19 protein-coding genes are annotated in these 17,597 nt (G+C 70.0%); 10 read left to right on the top strand and 9 right to left on the bottom strand.

From position 1 onward, the window contains the following. Nucleotides 1-90: 90 nt before the first annotated feature. Nucleotides 91-501 (bottom strand): rhodanese-like domain-containing protein, encoded by a 411-nt coding sequence (locus D3272_RS20400; protein ID WP_129221059.1) that lies wholly within the window; start codon nucleotides 499-501, stop codon nucleotides 91-93. An 84-nt stretch (nucleotides 502-585) separates the two neighbouring features. Between D3272_RS20400 and ftrA the strand changes: the two genes are divergently transcribed. Then, nucleotides 586-1,572: a transcriptional regulator FtrA gene (ftrA, locus tag D3272_RS20395; RefSeq protein WP_129221058.1), complete on the top strand. Its 987-nt coding sequence runs from the start codon at nucleotides 586-588 to the stop codon at nucleotides 1,570-1,572. 32 nt (nucleotides 1,573-1,604) lie between these two features. Here the strand turns inward: ftrA and D3272_RS20390 are convergent, their stop codons facing one another. Continuing rightward, complete coding sequence (locus D3272_RS20390) at nucleotides 1,605-2,222, bottom strand: DsbA family oxidoreductase (RefSeq protein WP_129221057.1); 618 nt, start codon at nucleotides 2,220-2,222, stop codon at nucleotides 1,605-1,607. A 128-nt stretch (nucleotides 2,223-2,350) separates the two neighbouring features. Here D3272_RS20390 and D3272_RS20385 point away from each other — a divergent pair, with 128 nt between their 5' ends. From D3272_RS20385 to D3272_RS20370, 4 genes are all read left to right on the top strand, one after another. Then, entirely contained in the window at nucleotides 2,351-2,692 is a 342-nt protein-coding gene (locus D3272_RS20385) for a (2Fe-2S) ferredoxin domain-containing protein (RefSeq protein WP_129221056.1), read from the top strand. 95 nt (nucleotides 2,693-2,787) lie between these two features. After that, nucleotides 2,788-3,048, top strand: coding sequence for a hypothetical protein (locus tag D3272_RS20380; RefSeq protein WP_129221055.1), 261 nt, complete (start codon nucleotides 2,788-2,790; stop codon nucleotides 3,046-3,048). Between the two features lie 79 nt (nucleotides 3,049-3,127). Continuing rightward, nucleotides 3,128-4,129, top strand: a complete 1,002-nt coding sequence (locus D3272_RS20375) for an alpha/beta fold hydrolase (RefSeq protein ID WP_245496699.1) — start codon at nucleotides 3,128-3,130, stop codon at nucleotides 4,127-4,129. A gap of 132 nt (nucleotides 4,130-4,261) precedes the next feature. Beyond that, on the top strand, nucleotides 4,262-4,447 hold the full coding sequence (locus D3272_RS20370; RefSeq protein ID WP_129221053.1) for a hypothetical protein: 186 nt from the start codon (nucleotides 4,262-4,264) through the stop codon (nucleotides 4,445-4,447). 211 nt (nucleotides 4,448-4,658) lie between these two features. Here the strand turns inward: D3272_RS20370 and D3272_RS20365 are convergent, their stop codons facing one another. The 5 genes from D3272_RS20365 to D3272_RS20345 form a co-directional block, all read right to left on the bottom strand. Continuing rightward, complete coding sequence (locus D3272_RS20365) at nucleotides 4,659-5,780, bottom strand: ABC transporter ATP-binding protein (protein ID WP_129221052.1); 1,122 nt, start codon at nucleotides 5,778-5,780, stop codon at nucleotides 4,659-4,661. Between the two features lie 10 nt (nucleotides 5,781-5,790). Beyond that, a complete protein-coding gene (locus D3272_RS20360; protein WP_129221051.1) occupies nucleotides 5,791-6,606 on the bottom strand; it encodes a carbohydrate ABC transporter permease in 816 nt (271 codons plus the stop codon). A 9-nt stretch (nucleotides 6,607-6,615) separates the two neighbouring features. Then, a complete protein-coding gene (locus D3272_RS20355) occupies nucleotides 6,616-7,533 on the bottom strand; it encodes a carbohydrate ABC transporter permease (protein WP_129221050.1) in 918 nt (305 codons plus the stop codon). 83 nt (nucleotides 7,534-7,616) lie between these two features. Continuing rightward, on the bottom strand, nucleotides 7,617-8,936 hold the full coding sequence (locus D3272_RS20350) for an ABC transporter substrate-binding protein (protein ID WP_129221049.1): 1,320 nt from the start codon (nucleotides 8,934-8,936) through the stop codon (nucleotides 7,617-7,619). 98 nt (nucleotides 8,937-9,034) lie between these two features. Further along, a complete protein-coding gene (locus D3272_RS20345) occupies nucleotides 9,035-10,006 on the bottom strand; it encodes a sugar-binding transcriptional regulator (protein ID WP_129221048.1) in 972 nt (323 codons plus the stop codon). Between the two features lie 332 nt (nucleotides 10,007-10,338). Here D3272_RS20345 and mgrA point away from each other — a divergent pair, with 332 nt between their 5' ends. The 5 genes from mgrA (at nucleotide 10,339) to D3272_RS20320 (ending at nucleotide 13,840) form a co-directional block, all read left to right on the top strand. Then, the gene (gene mgrA, locus D3272_RS20340; protein WP_129221047.1) at nucleotides 10,339-11,373 is read left to right on the top strand and encodes an L-glyceraldehyde 3-phosphate reductase; all 1,035 of its coding nucleotides are present in this window, start codon (nucleotides 10,339-10,341) and stop codon (nucleotides 11,371-11,373) included. Nucleotides 11,374-11,380: 7 nt separating this feature from the next. Beyond that, on the top strand, nucleotides 11,381-11,878 hold the full coding sequence (locus D3272_RS20335; protein WP_129221046.1) for a GFA family protein: 498 nt from the start codon (nucleotides 11,381-11,383) through the stop codon (nucleotides 11,876-11,878). 141 nt (nucleotides 11,879-12,019) lie between these two features. After that, nucleotides 12,020-12,262, top strand: a complete 243-nt coding sequence (locus D3272_RS20330; RefSeq protein WP_129221045.1) for a helix-turn-helix domain-containing protein — start codon at nucleotides 12,020-12,022, stop codon at nucleotides 12,260-12,262. 133 nt (nucleotides 12,263-12,395) lie between these two features. Then, nucleotides 12,396-13,631, top strand: a complete 1,236-nt coding sequence (locus D3272_RS20325) for an acyltransferase family protein (RefSeq protein ID WP_165361440.1) — start codon at nucleotides 12,396-12,398, stop codon at nucleotides 13,629-13,631. Continuing rightward, entirely contained in the window at nucleotides 13,631-13,840 is a 210-nt protein-coding gene (locus D3272_RS20320) for a hypervirulence associated TUDOR domain-containing protein (RefSeq protein ID WP_129221043.1), read from the top strand. Before D3272_RS20325 ends, D3272_RS20320 begins: the two co-directional genes overlap by 1 nt. Nucleotides 13,841-13,897: 57 nt before the next feature. Here the strand turns inward: D3272_RS20320 and D3272_RS20315 are convergent, their stop codons facing one another. Beyond that, nucleotides 13,898-16,075 (bottom strand): catalase, encoded by a 2,178-nt coding sequence (locus D3272_RS20315; RefSeq protein WP_129221042.1) that lies wholly within the window; start codon nucleotides 16,073-16,075, stop codon nucleotides 13,898-13,900. 133 nt (nucleotides 16,076-16,208) lie between these two features. After that, nucleotides 16,209-17,591, bottom strand: a complete 1,383-nt coding sequence (argH, locus tag D3272_RS20310) for an argininosuccinate lyase (RefSeq protein ID WP_129221041.1) — start codon at nucleotides 17,589-17,591, stop codon at nucleotides 16,209-16,211. Between the last annotated feature and the right edge of the window lie 6 nt (nucleotides 17,592-17,597).

The raw sequence follows: 17,597 nt of genomic DNA, 5'->3' as shown, positions 1-17,597 counted from the left end.
CCGTTTGGCCCGGACGCGCCGGCTCGCCCCGACACCTGCCATGCGGGGCTGGTGCCGGGCTCACGCGATGCATGGGGCATGCCGCCCTTGTCAGGCGGATGACGGGCCGCTCCGCTCCGAAGCCAGGCCCTCGTCGGCCCAGCCCGTCATGCCGCCGATCATCACCTTCACGGGCCGTCCCAGCGACGCCAGGTGCAGCGCGGCCCGGTCGGCCCCGTTGCAATGCGGCCCCGCGCAATAAACGACGAAGAGCGTGTCGGCGGGCCAGTCCTCCAGGCGCCGCGGCGTCAACTTGCCGCGCGGGATGTTGAGGGCGCCGGGCACGTGGCCCGCCGCATAGGGGCCGGGGCCGCGGACGTCGACGAGGACGAAGCCGGGCGAGCCGCCGCGGAGCGCAACGGCCACGTCGGCGCAATCGGTCTCGAAGGCGAGGCGCTCGGCATAGCGCGCCACGACGGCCTCGGCGGCGGCGGGCGGGATCTCGGTCACGGGATTGGTCATGGAGGACTCCTCGAACGGCGTCCGCATCGTCCCGCACCGGAGCGCCCCTGGACATCAGGCACGACGTCGACGAGCATCGACATCATGCCAATCTCGCTGGCCTTTCCGGACCGCCTCTCCGGCCCCCGCGTCGCCGTGCTGGCCTACGACGGGCTCTGCACGTTCGAGTTCGGCGTCGCCGCCGAGGTCTTCGGCCTGCCGCGCCCCGAGATGGGCGTCGGCTGGTACCGCTACGCCGTCTGTGCCGATGCCCCGGGGCCGCTCCGCGCCGCCGGCGGCCTCGCCGTCACGGTCGAGCGGGGCCTCGACGTGCTGGCCGAGGCCGATCTCGTCGTCGTGCCGGGCTGGCGCGGCATCGACGCGCCGGTGCCGGACGCGCTGACGGCGGCGTTGCAGGCCGCGCACCGCCGCGGCGCCCGTGTGGCCTCGCTCTGTTCGGGGATCGTCGTGCTGGCCGCCGCGGGCCTGCTCGACGGCCGCCGCGCCACCACGCATTGGCGTTACGTCGAGGCGGTGTCGCGCCGCCACCCGACGATCGCGCTGGACCCCCGGGTGCTCTACGTCGACGAAGGGGACGTGTTGACGGCCGCCGGCAGCGCCGCCGGGATCGACCTCTGCCTGCACATCGTCCGGCGCGACTTCGGGCCCGGGGCCGCCAATGCCGTGGCGCGGCGGCTCGTGGTGCCGCCGCATCGCGACGGCGGCCAGGCGCAGTTCATCGCCGCGCCGGTTCCCCGCGACCGCGAGGCCGCGCGGCTCGGCCCGCTCATCGACGCGATGCGGGCGGCGCCGGGTGCCGACCATCGGCTCGACGCGCTGGCCCGCCGCGCCGGCATGAGCCTGCGCACCTTCCAGCGCCGTTTCGCCGCCGCCACGGGCCTGCCGCCGGGCGAGTGGCTCATGGCGGAACGCCTGCGCGTGGCGCGCGAACTGCTTGAGGGCGACCCTGCGGCGGCGCTCGCCGACGTGGCGGAGGCGGCCGGCTTCGGCACGGCCGCCGCCATGCGCCACCATTTCCGCACCCGTCTCGGCACCAGCCCGGCCGCGTTCCGGGCGCGCTTCGCGACTTGAGGTGCCGGCTTCGGAAGGGGGCCGGACGGGGCTCAGCCGGCGCCCCGCCCGCTCCTGGCCTCGGCGATGGCCTGGGCCACGATGTCGAACGGCTGGGCGCCGCTCAGGAGGTAGTTCTGCCCCTCGTGCCGGATCAGCAGGGCCGGAACCCCCGTGATGCCGATCCGCGCCGCGAGGTCCTCGTCGGCCACGACCCTGGCGAGGAGCGCGGGGTCGTCGAGCGCCCGGTGCAGGTCGGCGCTGTCGAGCCCGCAGGCCGTGGCGATGTCGAGCAGCACCGACCGGTCGCCGATGTCGAGCCCTTCCTCGAAGAAGGCCCGGAACAGCGCCTCGTGCACGGGCTCGAAGACGCCGACCCCGGCGGCGAAGGCGGCCGTGACGGCGGCGAGGCGGGACCTCGGCTGCACGGGCGGCAGGCGCAGCACCATGTCGCGCTGGTCCGCCATCGGGTAGACGGCCGTGTCCCAAACGTTGTGGAGGTATTCGGCGTCGGGGTCGAGCGGCGGCTGCGGTTCCGGCCTGAGCTCGAAGGCGCGCCACGACACCGCGACGTCGAGCTCTTCGGCGACCCGGCGCACCACCGGCAGGGCGAGGTAGCAGAAGGGGCAGACGTAGTCGCTCCAGACCAGGAGGCTGGTACCTGAGGGCATGGCAGGGTCTCGGCGTGTTCCGGCTGTCGGCCAACGCTGGCGGCGGTCGCGCGGTTCGCCGCCCGCGGCCTTGCGGCCGGGCCGGGCGGGTCCATCTGCGGAACGATGGGCTGTGGAAAGGGTGAGGCGTGGGTAGGGACGGGACGTGGAAGCAGGTCGAGGCCGAGTGGCGCGACGTCGTGCTGGTTTGCCGCAAATGCGCCAGGAAGCTCGACGGCGGCTTCGGGCCCGACGGCGAGGAGAGCCTGGCGAAGGCGCTGCGCCGGTCGTTCGACGCCGACCCGGGCCGCAAGCTCAAGGCGCGGCGGCGCGCCATCGCCGTGCTCGAGGTGGGGTGTCTCGACATCTGCCCCAAGAAGGCCGTCGTCGTGGTGAAGGGCAGCGAGCCCGGAGCCATGATCCTCGTCCCGAAAGGGGCCGGGATCCCCGACGTCGTCGAGCGTCTCGGGCTCGGTCCCGGCAGCGCCTGATGGGGCGGTCCTGGACCTTTCGCCGCCATGGGACGTTGCCGGGCACGATGGAAGCCCGCCCGCGACGGCCGGGCCCGGCGCAGGGGACATCGATCGTGAGGACACAGTTGGTGCTGGTGGCGAGCCTGTTGGGGCTCCTCGCACTCCCGGCGCAGGCCGACGCGCAGGGCATCGTCGGCGGGGCCCGGACGGGCGCGGCCCGCGGCGAGCGAGCCGCCGGGCCGGTCGGCGGTGTCGTGGGCGGCGTCCTCGGCGGAGCGGTCGGGGGTGTCGTCGGTGGCGCGCGCGGCGTCCTGGGATTGCCCCGGCGCGGCGCCCATCACGTTGTGCGGCACCACCGCCGGCACCGGCGTTGACGTGCGGGGCGGGGGCGGCGCGATGAGCGGACGGGAGGTCTGCAGCCGCCGGCGCCTCCGTCGGCGAGCCGCGCTGCTTTTGGCCGGCCTCCTGACGGCGGGCCTGGTGCCCGGGGCCCGGCCGGTCGCCGCGCAACCCGCGCCGTCCGAGGAGCTTCCGGCTCTCGGCATCGGCATCGAGGGCTGGCCCTATCCGGCTCCCGTGCACTTCTTCCAGGTCTTCGCCGGCGGCCAGCCCTGCCGTATGGCCTACATGGACATCGGCCCGCGCGGCCCGGCCAACGGGCGGACCGCGGTGCTGATGCACGGCAAGAACTTCTCCAGCGACTATTGGTCGAACGTCATCGACGACCTCGCCCGCCGCGGCTACCGCGTCGTCGTGCCGGACCAGATCGGGTTCAACAAGTCGTCCAAGCCCGACACCGACTACGCCTTCGACGAGTTGTCCGCCAACACGCTCGCGCTGCTGGACACGCTCGGCGTGACCGGCCCCGTCGACCTCGTCGGGCATTCGACGGGCGGCATGCTGGCGATCCGCTTCGCGCTCCTGCATCCGGAGCGGGTGCGCAAGCTGGTCCTCGAGGACCCGATCGGTCTCGAGGACTACCGGCTCGCCATCCCGCCGCAGACGACCGAGACCCTCGCGGCGGCCGAGCGCCGCCAATCGGCCGAAAGCTACCGCGCCTTCATCGCGCGCTATTTCGTCGCCTATCCGGCCGACAAGCAGGCGCCCTTCGTCGAGCAGCGCATGCGCATCGCGCGGTCGGGCGAGTTCGATCGCTGGGCCCGGGCCGCGGCGGAAACCTATCAGATGATCTATCGGCAGCCCGTCCGCTACGAGATGGGACATCTGGCCATGCCGGTGCTGATCGCCGTGGGGGCGAAGGACCGCACCGTGGTGATGAAGGGCTACGGCGATCCGGCGCGCACGGCCGGCATGGGCGATTTTCCCGCGCTGGCGCGCCAGGCCTGCGCCGAGATCCGGGACTGTCGGACCGCCATCATCCCGGAAGTCGGGCACATCCCCCACCTCGAACAGGCCGATGCCTTCCTGGCCGCCCTCGACGGGTTCCTGATGTAAAGGCCCGAAGCGGCACCGCAACCCTTCCATGCGCGGGCCGGCTCGTGGCTCGCGGCCGTGTTGGTGCCGCATTTGGGAGGCGTGTGTGGGTGGGCCGGACACACGGCTCACCCTCGCGATTCAGGTCCTTCCATGACTTTCTCCCCGGCGATCCAGATCCTCCGCGTCAAGCTCGGCGCCCTCGCTCTGGGCGCCGTCGTGCTGACCGCCGGCCATGCCGTGGCCAAGAACCACGACTGCCAGACCTTCAAGATGCACTCCGCCGCCCTGGCGCTGCACGACCGGGCTCCCGGCCCGTCGGTCCGCATCCCGGACTGACCGGGTCTTTCGGCGGCGTCGCCACAAAGGCGGCGACCGCGGATCATGGCGGCGCGGCGGTCCAACCAGAGCCGTATCGGCTTTCTCCGGGTCGCCTTGGCGACCCCAAGCCGATGAAACCGCTCTCGTTTCGAAGCTGGAGCGATTTCGCCGGAGGCGAAGGCGCTCTAGCGGCAAGCCGCCATCGTCGCCCTTCGGCTCGCCGCCGGGATCACTGCGCGGCGGTCGCCAGCCCCGCGATGGCGCGCCGGTTCATCGGCTCCATGGCCTGACCCTCGGCATCGAAGAGCCGGGCCTCGACGGTGTCGATCGCCAGGCGCACGACGTCGCCGATCTTGGCCGAGGTGCTCCCGGACGCCTTCACGGTGACGAGGTGGCCGTCGCCGACGTCGACATAGACCAGCGTCTCGCCGCCGAGGTGCTCCACCACGGCGACCTTGCCGCCCATCGGCCCCTCCGGCGCCATCGCCAGCGTTTCGGGCCGGAACCCTACCGTGCAGGCCGCACCCGCCGTCGCGTTCCGGGGCTCGACCGGGATGGTGGCGACGCCGCCGCCCGGCAGCTGGACGTCGACGCCCCCGGCATGGGAGCCCCTCACCGTCGCCTGCGTCAGGTTCATCTTGGGCGAGCCGATGAAGCCCGCCACGAACGTGTTGGCCGGATAGTGATAGAGCTCCAGCGGCGAGCCGACCTGCTCGATCTTTCCGGCCCGCAGCACCACGATGCGGTCGGCCATCGTCATGGCCTCGATCTGGTCGTGGGTGACGTAGATCATCGTGGCGTTGAGCTCGCTGTGCAGCCGCGCGATCTCGATGCGCATCTGAACGCGGAGCGAGGCGTCGAGGTTGGACAGCGGCTCGTCGAATAGGAACACCTTGGGCTGGCGCACGATGGCGCGGCCGATGGCGACGCGCTGGCGTTGTCCGCCCGACAGCTGGCCGGGCTTGCGGTCGAGCAGCTTCTCGAGCTGCAGGATCTTCGCCGCTGACCCCACCTTGGCGTCCCGCTCCGCCTTCGGTACGCCCGCGAGCCGCAGCGCGAAGGCCATGTTGTCGGCCACCGACATGTGGGGGTAGAGGGCGTAGCTTTGGAACACCATGGCGAGGCCGCGGGCGTCCGGCGGCACGTCGTTGACGACCGCGCCGTCGATCATCAGGTCGCCGGACGTGATCTCCTCGAGCCCCGCGATCATGCGTAGCAAGGTCGACTTGCCGCAGCCCGACGGGCCGACGAAGACCACGAACTCGCGGTCCTTGATGGCGAGGTCCACGCCCTGGATGATGTTGACGGCGCCGTAGCTCTTGCGCACGTCCTTCAGTGTGACGGTAGCCATGGCTGAGCCCTTACTTGACGGCGCCGAAGGTGAGGCCGCGCACGAGTTGACGTTGAGTGAGCCAGCCGAAGACCAGGATCGGCGCGATGGCGAGCAGCGAGGCGGCCGACAGCTTCGACCAGAACAGGCCCTCGGGGCTGGAGAAGCTGACGATGAGCTGGGTCAGGGGAGCCGCCTTCACTGAGGTGAGGTTGATGCTCCAGAAGGCCTCGTTCCAGCACAGGATGATGGACAGCAGGGCCGTGGACATCACGCCCGGGAGGGACAGCGGCAGCAGGAGCAGCCGCATCTGCTGCATGGGGGTGGCGCCATCCATGCGGGAGGCTTCCAGGATTTCCTTCGGCACTTCGCGGAAGAAGGAATACAGCATCCATACGACGATCGGCAGGTTCATCATCGTGAACATGGCGATGATGCCGGTCCAAGTGTCGAGCAGGCCGAGCTGCTGGAAGATGACGTAGATGGGCACCAGGACGCCGACGGCCGGCATCATCTTGGTGGACATCATCCACATCAGGAGGTCCTTGGTCTTCCGGCCCGGGTAGAACGCCATCGCGTAGGCGGCCGGGACTGCGAAGGCCAGGCACACCATCGTGGCGCCGACCGATTCCACCACGCTGTTGATCACGGCGCCGAAGTAGTTCACCCGCTCGTTGACGGTCGTGTAGCTTTCGAGCGTCGGGTGAAAGAAAAGCGACGGCGTGATGGCGTCGATCTCGGATTTGAAGGAGGTGATGGCCATCCACAGAATGGGAAAGAACACCAAAAAGGCGACACCCCATCCCAGGAACGTCATGATGATCTTGTCGCGCTGCTTGGTCTTCATGGCGACGGCTCAGTTGTCGAGGTTGCGGGCGACGGTTCGGACGAGGAAGATGGCGACCACGTTGGCCAGCACGACCGCCACGATGCCGCCGGCCGAACCGCCGCCAACGTCGAACTGCAGCAGGGCCGTCTTGTAGACGAGATAGACGAGGTTGGTCGACGCGTCGCCGGGGCCGCCGCTGGTGGTGACGAGAATCTCGGCGAAGATGCCGAGCAGGAAGATGGTCTCGATCATCACCACCACGGTGATGGGGCGGGCGAGATGCGGCACGATGATGTGGCGGAAGCGGGCGATCGGCTTGGCGCCGTCCATGCGGGCCGCCTCGATCTGCTCGCGGTCGAGCGACTGCATGGCGGTGAGCAGGATCAGCGTCGCGAAGGGCACCCACTGCCACGCCACGATGAGGCCGATGGAGAACAGCGGTGTCGTGGTGAACCAGGTGATCGGCTCGAGGCCGATGCCGCGCGCCATGTAGGCGAAGAGCCCGTTGACCGGGTCCATCAGCAGGTTCTTCCACACCAGCGCCGCCACGGTCGGCATGACGAAGAAGGGCGCGACGACGAACAGGCGCGATATCCCTTGGCCGTAGAACTCCTGGTCGAACAACACGGCGAACAGCGTGCCGAACACGATCGTGGTGATCAGCACGCCGCCGACCAGCAGTACCGTATTGATGATCGACGTGATGAAGGAATCGTCGGTGAGCAGGTAGGTGTAGTTGGACAGGCCCGCCCAGCCCTGCACGGTCGGATCTGTCAGATTGTAGTTGCGGAACGAGAAATACAGCGTCAGCGCAAGCGGGACGATCATCCACACCAGCAGTGCGGCGATGCTCGGCCAGACGAGGGGCCGCGTGTCGATGCCGCGTTTCGATCGCCCGACCTTCGGGGACGCGACGGCGTCGCGCGGCAGGGCTGAAGTCGACATGGCGGCCTCCCGTCTGGGGCTTTGGGTCATGGTGGACTGGAAACGCCGGGGCGTGAAGCCCCGGCGTCGCCGTCAGCCCCGGCTCACTTCGGGTAGCCGGCCTGCTTCATGGTGCGCTCGGTGGTGGCCTGTCCCTTCTTCAGGGCGGCGTCGGCCGTATCCTGCCCGGCGAGCGCCGCCGAGATGTCCTGGCCGACGTTGGTGCCGATGGCCTGGAACTCGGGGATGGCGACGAACTGCACGCCCGTGTAGGGGACGGGGTTCACGGTCGGATGCTTGGGGTCCGTGGTCTCGATGGCCTTCAGCACGGTGGGGGCGAAGGGCGCGGCCTTCTTGTACTCCGGGCTGTCATAGGTCGAGAGGCGGGTGCCGGGAGGCGCCGCCACCCAGCCCTCGCTCTCGCCCACGAGCTTCACGTAGTCCTTCGACGTGGCCCAGGCGACGAACTTCTTGGCGGCCTCCGCCTTCTTGGTGGAGGTCGGGATGGCGAGGTTCCAGGACCAGAACCAGCCCGAAGCCTTGGGGTCCTTGTCGGTCACGGGCGAGGCCGTGAAGGCGATCTTGTCGGCCACCTGGCTCTGCTTCGGGTCGTAGACGCGGCCGGCCCCCGACGTGGCGTCGATCCACATGCCGCACTTGCCCGAGGCGAAGAGGGCCTGGTTCTCGTTGAAGCCGTTGGCGGTCGGGCCCGGAGGTCCATCCTTCTTCATCACGTCGAGGTACCACGTGATGGCGTCCTTCCACGGCTGCGTCGTCAGCTGCGGCTGCCACTTCATGTCGAACCATTCGCCGCCGAAGGCGTTCACGGCCGTCCCGAGGAAGGCCATGTTCTCGCCCCAGCCGGGCTTGCCGCGCAGGCAGATGCCGTAGATGCCGTTCTTCTTGTCGGTGATCTTGTCGGCGTATTCGGCGATCTGCGTGTAGGTCGGCTTTTCCGGCATGGTGATGCCGGCCTTGTCGAACAGATCCTTGCGATAATAGGTGAAGGACGATTCGGCGTAGAAGGGCGCCGCATACATCTTGCCGTCGAGGCTCAGCCCGTCCTTCACCTGCGGGATCAGGTCCTTGTAGTCGTAGCCCTGGCCGAGGTCGTCGAGCGACATCAGCCAGCCCTGCTTGGCCCAGATCGGCGTCTCGTAGGCCCCGATCGTCATGATGTCGAACTGGCCGCCCTTGGTGGCGATGTCGGTGGTCATGCGCTGGCGCAGCACGTTCTCTTCGAGAACCACCCAGTTCAGCTTGATCCCCGTGTCCTTCTCGAACTTCGGAGACAGTTTCTGCATGATGATCATGTCGCCGTTGTTCACGGTCGCGATCGTCAGCGTGGGTTCGTCGGCCGCCCGGCCGGCGATCGTCGAAGCCAGAAGCGCGGCCAGCAGCCCGCCAGTACGAGCAAAACGCATTCCTTGATCCTCCCGATGGCGACCGTTGGCCGGCCGCGAACTTTGCTCAGCGCGAGAGCAAATGCTCAATCTTGGCAGCCTCGCTGTCAAGGGCGATTTCATGGCGCTCCCGCCCGTTGATGGTCGAGGAGCCGCGTCGCCGTGGGTTCGTCGATCACCAGGCCCGTGGCGAATCGTCCGGCCAGGGCCGCCGCGAGGGCGTCCAGCTTGGACCGGCCGGCCGCCACCAGGATGGTGGGACGTCGCGGCCGCCACACCGGCGGTATCGCGGTGAGCCGGCGCGTCACGGCATTGTCGATGAGGGCGCCGGCGGCGTCGATCGGGTGCGAGCGCAACTCGCCCACCGCCCCCGCCGCCTCGAGGCCGGCGAGCTCGTCCGGCGTCACGAAGCCGTCGATGAGCAGCGGCGCCGTCGGCCCGATCGACCCGACGCCGAGCACCTCGGCATCGGCGGCCTGGACGAGACCGTCGACGATGCCGTAGCCGCGCTGCGCCCGCAGGAACCCGCACTCTTCCTGGGTGTCGGTCAGCACCGGCAGGGGCAGGGGATAGCATTGCGCGCCGATGCGGTCGGCGAGGCGGATGGCGACGTCGTAGGGGCTGGCGCGGCCGTCGCGCGTCAGGTTGCCGACGGCGGACACGACCTTGTGGTCCGGCCGATCCATCGAGGTGACCTCGCGCACGGTTTCGAGCAGCGTGCGCCCGGTGCCGAGCGCCAGGATGCGCGGCGTCGCGGCGCCGAGCAGCGTTTCGATGAACTGGGCCGCCAGCAGGGCCACGCCGGCACGGTCGCTCTGCCCGTCGACGCTCGGCGCGACCTCGCAGGTGTCGAGGCCGAAGCGCTCGCACAGGCGCTCGCCGAGCTCCATGCTCTTCAGCAGCGGGTGGTCCAGCCGGAACTTGATCAGCCCTTCGCTGATCGCCAGGGCGACCAGCCGCTGTGCGTTGGGCCGCGACACGCCGAGTTCGGCTGCGATCTCGTCCTGCGTGCGGCGCTTGATGTAGTAGAGCCAGGCGGCACGGGCCGCCAGGTCGAGCCGCCTCGTCCGGGCGTCAGCCTTCTCGTTCACCCCGGGGCTCCCGCGCCTTCTTCGTCGCTCCCCCAGGCGCCGGACGCTGCGCCGCGAAGCGGGGAATGGTTCATCAGGGTGACGCCATTCGATGCGCGGGGTCAAGCGCCGGTCGCCGCCCTGTTTCCCCCGGCAGGACCCTGGGCCGTGGGCAGGCCGAGCCCGCCTTGGCGCCGTGAACGCCGCCGCGGCTCCCGGCGGCGGGCCATTTCACGCTCGCTGGACAGGAGGCCGGCGATAGGGCCTGAATGCGCGCCATCATCCGTCGGAGCGGGCGCGCGGAACCTTTGCCGCGCATCTGCATACAACGACGGAACCCAGCAGGAAACGCCATGACCTATCTCCCCGCCGAGCGTCGTTACGAGGACGCCGACTTCCGCCGCTGCGGCCGCTCCGGGCTCGACCTTCCGGCCGTGTCCCTCGGGCTGTGGCAGAACTTCGGCGGCACCGACGTGTTCGAGACCGGCCGCGCCGTGCTGCGGCGCGCCTTCGACCGCGGCGTCACCCACTTCGACCTCGCCAACAACTACGGGCCGCCCTACGGCTCGGCCGAGGCGAACTTCGGGCGCTGGATGGACCTCGACTTCCGGCCGCACCGCGACGAGCTGGTGATCTCGTCCAAGGCCGGCTGGGACATGTGGCCGGGGCCCTACGGCAACTTCGGCTCGCGCAAATACCTCGTGGCGAGCTGCGAGGCGTCGCTGAAGCGCATGGGGCTCGACTACGTCGACATCTTCTACCACCACCGGCCCGACCCGAAGACGCCGCTCGAGGAGACGATGGGGGCGCTCGACCACCTCGTGCGCTCCGGCAAGGCGCTCTATGTCGGCGTGTCGTCCTACTCCCCCGAACTGACGCGCGAGGCCCACGCCATCCTGAAGCGCCTCGGCACGCCGATGCTGATCCACCAGCCCTCCTATTCCATGCTGAACCGCTGGGTGGAGCAGGGGCTGCTCGACACGCTGGAGGCGCTCGGCGTCGGCTGCATCGCCTTCTCGCCGCTGGCCCAGGGCCTGCTCACCGACAAGTACCTCGGCGGCGTGCCCTCCGATGCGCGGGCCGCCAAGGGCGGGTCCTTCAAGGCGGACCTCGTCAGCGAGGAGAACCTCGGGCGCATCCGTGCGCTGGCCGAGATGGCCAAGGCACGCGGCCAGAGCCTCGCCCAGATGGCGATCGCCTGGGTGCTGCGCGACCCTCGCGTCACCTCGGCCCTGATCGGGGCGCGGTCCGTCGCCCAGCTCGACGACTCGCTCGACGCGCTGAAGCGGCTCGACTTCTCCGGGGAGGAACTCGCCGCCATCGACCGCCACGCCACCGAGGGCGGCATCGACCTTTGGCGCAGCCAATCCGCCATCAAGCCTGCGTGAGGTCGCCATGCCGACGCGGCTCGAAGGATCCTGCCACTGCGGCGGCGTGCGCTTCACCTGCGAGAGCCACGCCCCGCAGCCCTACCAGCGATGCTACTGCACGATCTGCCGCAAGACCGCGGGTGGGGGCGGCTACGCCGTCAACCTGTCGGCCGCGGCGGGATCGATGGCGATCGTGGACCCCGACGGGCTGCGCCGGGTCTACCGCGCCGAGCTGGCCGACGCGGAGGGCCGGCCCTTCACGTCGCCGGGCGAGCGCAGCTTCTGTTCGCGCTGCGCCTCCGCACTGTGGCTCTGGGACCCGCGCTGGCCCGAACTGATCCACCCCTTCGCGTCCGTCATCGACACCACCCTGCCGGTGCCGCCGGAGAGCACCCATATCCTGCTCGAATCGAAGGCGCCCTGGGTGGTGCCGCAGGTCGGGCCCGGCGACGGCTGCTTCGACGACTATCCCGCCCAGTCCATCGAGGCCTGGCACAGGGAAAGGGGACTGTGGGTGGACTGACGCCGCCGCGGCCCGTCACCGGCGGCGGGCCGGCGGCCCGGGACGGAAAATGTCATGAACCCATCGAAACCTCCCGTGTAGGGTCTCGTAGCTGGATGGACGTACCGCTCGCGGTCGGCTCCCAAGGAGACTGTCGGCCGCATGATCACCGGGAAGCAGATCCGTCAAGCGCGCGCCCTCATGGGACTGCAGCGGTCGAAATTTGCCGAAAAGGCCGGCGTTCCGCATGTGATCGTCAAGCTGGCCGAGATGAGCGACGACGAATGCCCGGTGACGCTGGACCGCGCCCGGCAGATCCGGCGGACCATCGAGGCGGCCGGCATCGAGCTTTACGGCGAGGGCGCCGAGGCCGGTGCGCGGCGGCGCGCCACCCCGCCGACCTGATCCACCGGGTGCAAACCGCTCGATGTGAGGTTATGGTGCCGCCTCGAAGCCAGGCGGGCGTTGCGGAATGGTGGGCATCTGGGCAGCGTCTGCTGTCTCTTGGTACAGGGCTCGCCGCCCGAGGCTAGGTGAGGTGCTGGACGATCGGTCGAACAACTTCGACCTGATCCGCCTATGCGCCGCGGCCCTGGTGATCTACGGGCACAGTTTCTTCGAGGCCCCCGACGACCCCACGCCCGACCGGGTCCAGGCGCTTCTGGGCGGCGCCGAATACTCCGGCAGCATCGCCGTCTATGCGTTCTTCCTCATCAGCGGCCTGCTGATCACCGCCTCCATGGAGAAGCACAGGTCGGCGCTGGCCTTCGTGACGCTGCGCGCCGCGCGGATCTGGCCCGGGTTCGTCGTCTGCGCCGGCCTTCTGATCGTCGCCGTGGTGCCGCTGGCCTCCGGCATCGTGCCGTGGGAGCCGGCCTGGCGCCGGGCTGCCGCGAGCTGTTTCGGCGCCGATGCGCTGTTCTTCGTGCGCGACGTCTGCGGGGCGCTGCCCGGCGCCTTCCCGCGGACGCCCGTGCCGAACGCCTTCGGCTTCTCCTGGTGGACCCTGCCGGCCGAGGTCCACTGCTACGCCATGGTGCTGGGGCTGGGGCTTGTCCTGCGCTCCCGGTTCAGCGCCACGCCGCGGCAGGCGGCGCGCTTCGTCGTCGCCACGCTGGCGCTGCTCGCCGCCTATCTGGTGGCGGTGCGGCACCCACCGGTCGATTCAGCGCCGTTCCATGCCGAATTCACCGTCATGGGCGGCTACGCCACATATCCGGTGCTGTTCTTCTTCGCCGGCATGCTGCTCTACGCGCTGCGCCGCTATGTTCCCGTCGACGGGACGACGGCCTGCGTCCTCGGGGCCGCGACCCTGCTCCTGCCCCAGCCGAACCCGCTCCTCTACCCCGCCCTCGCCTACGGCGTGCTGGCCATCGCCGCGGCGCGTCCGTTGCGGCGCCTCCGGCTCCGGCACGACCTGTCCTACGGGCTCTACATCTATGGCGCCGCCCTGCAGCAGCTCGTCGGCACCCTCCTGCCGGGGCGCAGCGCCGCCACCAACGCCCTGGTGAGCTTCGCGGTCGCGCTCGGCGCCGCGGCGGTGTCGTGGCGCTGCGTCGAGGCTCCGGCGATCCGCTTCGGCCGGGCCCTGGTGCGACGTCAAGGGCGCTTTCGCCGTGGACGGATCGGCTCCAGCCTGGAAACGAGAACCGGGGTCTGGGGCCGGCGCCGCCGACATGATCCCGAGGGGCTCCAGGCCTCTTTCGGCCCGACGGCGCCCACGGACCGCGCGATTCCCCAATGCGTCGAGGGCGCGATCGAGAGGAGCAGGTGATGACGAAGCTGCCGAAGCCGGGCGACGAGGTGACGTGGGGAACGTCGGGCGGGGAAACGCACGGCACCGTCGAGAAGGTCGTGACCTCGACGACCCACGTGAAGGGTCACACCGCCAAGGCCACCAAGGAGGACCCTCAGGTCCTCGTCAAGAGCGGTAAATCCGGCAAGCAGGCCGTGCACAAGCCCGAGGACCTGAAGAAGGCCTGAACGTTCGCCGAGGGACGCGGCACCGAGCGGCATGAGCCGCCCGGTGCCGCGTCGCCCTCAGGCCGCGACCGACGCGATGTCGCGGTTCGGGAAGCGGTGCTTCTCGAGGCCCGCCACCAGGGCCGAGACCGCCGCCTCGGCGTCGCCCGTCGTCACGCCCTGGTCCGGTGCGCCGGCGGCCGGCACCGGCAGGTGCGCCTTGGCGATGAGCGCCGTCCCCTCGCCGATGAAGGCCAGCGGCTTGCCGTGCTTGAAGGCTTCGGCGACGAAGGCCAGGGCGAGACCCGTCCCGGCCAGCTTGGGAGCCGAGGCGCCGCCGGGAACCACGACGGCATCGTAGATGACGGAGGGCGCGTTGGCGGCCGGCCGGTCAACCTTCACGCTCTTGCCGAGGCTGCACGTGATGGTGCCGCCGCGGTTCGCGATGACCTCGATGATGGCGCCGCGCGCTTCGAGCGCCGAGCGCAATGTGCCGAGTTGGGCGCCGTCGACCCCCTCGCCGGCCAGCACCGCGATCTTGCGGCCCTTGATGCCCTTCGTCACCTTGTCCATGGACAGTGCAGGCGAGGCCGCCACCTTCAGCCGACCGCTCGGCATCTCGGCCGGTGCGGCCGTCTCGGTCACGACCGGCTTGGGCGCGACCCGCTGGCATTCGGCGATGTCGAGCCCCGTCTCCTCGGCCACGCGGGCGGCAAGGTCGGGGTGGATGTTGACGAGCAGGTTGGCCATCACGGCCTTCGGCACCGCCTTGGTCTCGCACTGGTTCAGCTCGAAGGCGAAGCCGGCCACGATGTGGTCCTTCTCCCAGGACGCCATCGAGTTCCAGAACATGGTGGCCTGGGAGAAGTAGTCGGTGAAGCTCGTCGACCGCGCCCGGATCTTGTGGCCGTCCACCTTCTCGGCATAAGACCGGAAGGCATCGGGGGCCTTCGGCTGGTGTGCGGGATGCGTGCCTCCGAGCGCGCTCGGGAAGTAGGACACGCGGCCGGGATGGATGGTCGCCTTGGCGAACCCGTCGCGACGGTTGTTCGACACCGGGTTCAGCGGGCGGTTGATCGGCAGCTCGGCGAAGTTCGGGCCGATGCGCCGGAGCTGCGTGTCGAGGTAGGAATGCAGCCGGCCCTGCAGCAGCGGGTCGTTGGTGAAGTCGATCCCCGGCACCACGTGGCTGACGCAGAACGCCACCTGCTCGGTCTCGGCGAAGTAGTTGTCGGGGTTGCGGTTCAGCGTCAGCTTGCCGACCGGCCGCACCGGCACCAGCTCCTCGGGGATGAGCTTGGTGGAATCCAGCAGGTCGAAGTCGAAGGCGAACTCGTCCGTCTCCTCGACGATCTGCAGGCCGAGCTCCCACTCGAGGAAGTCGCCGCGCTCGATCGACTCGAACATCTCGCGGCGCTGGTAGTCGGCGTCCTTGCCGGAGGTCTTCTGCGCCTCGTCCCAGACCTGGCTGTGCACGCCCTTCACGGGCTTCCAATGGAACTTGACGAAGCGGCTGCCCCCCTTCGCGTCGACGAGGCGCCAGGTGTGGACGCCGAAGCCTTCCATGTGGGCGAAGGAGCGGGGCAGGGCGCGGTCGCTCATCGTCCACATGAGCATGTGGGCCGTCTCGGGGCTGAGCGAGGCGAAGTCCCAGAACGTGTCATGGGCCGAGGCCGCCTGCGGGATCTCCACGTGAGGCTCGGGCTTCACGGCATGGATGAGGTCCGGGAACTTGATGGCGTCGTTGATGAAGAACACCGGCATGTCGTTGCCGACGAGATCCCACACGCCCGTGTCGGTGTAGAACTTGACGGCGAAGCCGCGCACGTCGCGCGGGGTGTCGGCCGAACCGCGCGACCCCGCCACCGTCGAGAAGCGGACGAAGACCGGCGTCTGCTTGCCCTTCGCCGCGAAGGGCGACGCCATGGTGAGGGCGCCGAGGTCCTCGTAGGCCTCGAACACGCCATGGGCGGCGGCGCCCCGGGCGTGCACGACCCGCTCGGGGATGCGCTCGTGATCGAAGGCCGTGATCTTTTCGCGCAGGAGGAAGTCTTCGAGAAGCGAGCCGCCCCGAACGCCGGCTTTTTCCGAGTTCTGGTCGTCGCTGATCTTCAGACCCTGGTTCGACGTCATGGCCTCGCGCGGCGGCACGGTGTCGTGCTTCAGCGCCACGGTCTTGGCGGTCTCGACCGAGCCGTGGGTCGCACGGTCGTGTCCGCCGCCGCCCTGGGGCGGGGCGAAGCTGTCGTGGGTCATCGTTTCACTCCGACTGTCATAGTGCCAGTCGTAACGGCCAGCCTGCCGAAAGGTCGCAAGCCGGGGCGGAGAGTCGGAGCGGTTTCCCGGACTCGGTGCCGATCCCGGACGGACGTCCGGGCGTTCGGTGCCGTCAGCCCTTCAAGCGTTCCAGCCAGGCCGTCGCCTGCGCCCGCACGTTGTCCGGGGCGGTGCCGCCGAAGCTGGTGCGGCTCGCCACGGATCTGTCCGCCCCGAGCACGTCGAAGACCGTCGCCGTGATGCGCGGCTCGATGCCCTGCAGCGCCGCGAGCGGCAGCTGCTCGAGCGTCGCGCCCCGCGCCGCCGCCAGCGCCACGATGCGTCCCGTCACGTGATGGGCCTGGCGGAACGGCATGTCGAGCTTCTGCACCAGCCAATCGGCGAGGTCCGTGGCGGTGCTGTAGCCCGAGCCCGCCGCGGCCTTCATGCGGACGAGGTCGGGGGTCATGTCGCGCACCATGCCGGCCATGGCCGGCACGGTGAGCGCCAGGGCGTCGAGCGCGTCGAACGTGCCCTCCTTGTCCTCCTGCATGTCTTTGGAATAGGCGAGGGGCAGGCCCTTCATGACGACGAGGAGCCCCACGAGGTCGCCGATGACGCGCCCGGCCTTGCCGCGCACCAGTTCCGCGGCATCGGGGTTGCGCTTCTGCGGCATGATGGAGGAGCCGGTCGAGAACCGGTCGGACAGCGCCGCGAAGCCGAACTGCGGCGTCGCCCAGAGCACGATCTCCTCGGCGAAGCGCGACAGGTGCACGGCGCAGATGGCCGCCGCGGAGAGTGCCTCGAGCGCGAAGTCGCGGTCCGACACGCTGTCGAGCGAATTGGCGGTCGGCCGGTCGAAGCCGAGCGCCGCCGCAACGGCGTGGCGATCGATCGGGTAGGAGGTGCCGGCGAGGGCGGCGGCGCCGAGCGGCGACTCGTTCATGCGGCGCCGGGCGTCCGAGAAGCGGCCGCGGTCACGCCCGATCATCTCGACATAGGCCATGAGATGGTGGCCGAGCGTCACGGGCTGGGCCGACTGCAGGTGGGTGAAGCCCGGCATCACGGCATCGGCATGGGCCAGCGCCTTCTCGGCCAGGGCGAGCTGCAGGTCGTGCAGTGCGGCATCGACGGCGTCGAGCGTGTCCCGAACCCAGAGCCTGAAGTCGAGCGCCACCTGGTCGTTGCGCGAGCGCGCCGTGTGGAGGCGGCCCGCCGCCTCGCCGATCAGCTCCGCCAGGCGCGATTCGACGTTCATGTGAATGTCCTCCAGCGCGCGGGAGAACGTGAAGGTACCGGCCTCGATTTCGCCCGCGATCCGGTCTAACCCGTCCTGGATCGCGGCGGCATCCTCGGCCGAAACGATCCCGCGTTGCGCCAGCATGGCGGCGTGGGCCTTCGAGCCCGCGATGTCCTGGGCGGCCAGGCGCTGGTCGAAGCCGATGGAGGCGTTGATCTCCTCCATGATGCTGTCGGGGCTCGCCGTGAACCGGCCGCCCCACATGGCATTGCTCATCGGAAG

This window comes from Lichenibacterium ramalinae, assembly GCF_004137085.1.
Lineage (GTDB): Bacteria > Pseudomonadota > Alphaproteobacteria > Rhizobiales > Beijerinckiaceae > Lichenihabitans > Lichenihabitans ramalinae.
The sequence above is the reverse complement of the archived record's forward strand: the minus strand, read 5'-3'. Positions and strand labels throughout refer to the sequence as shown.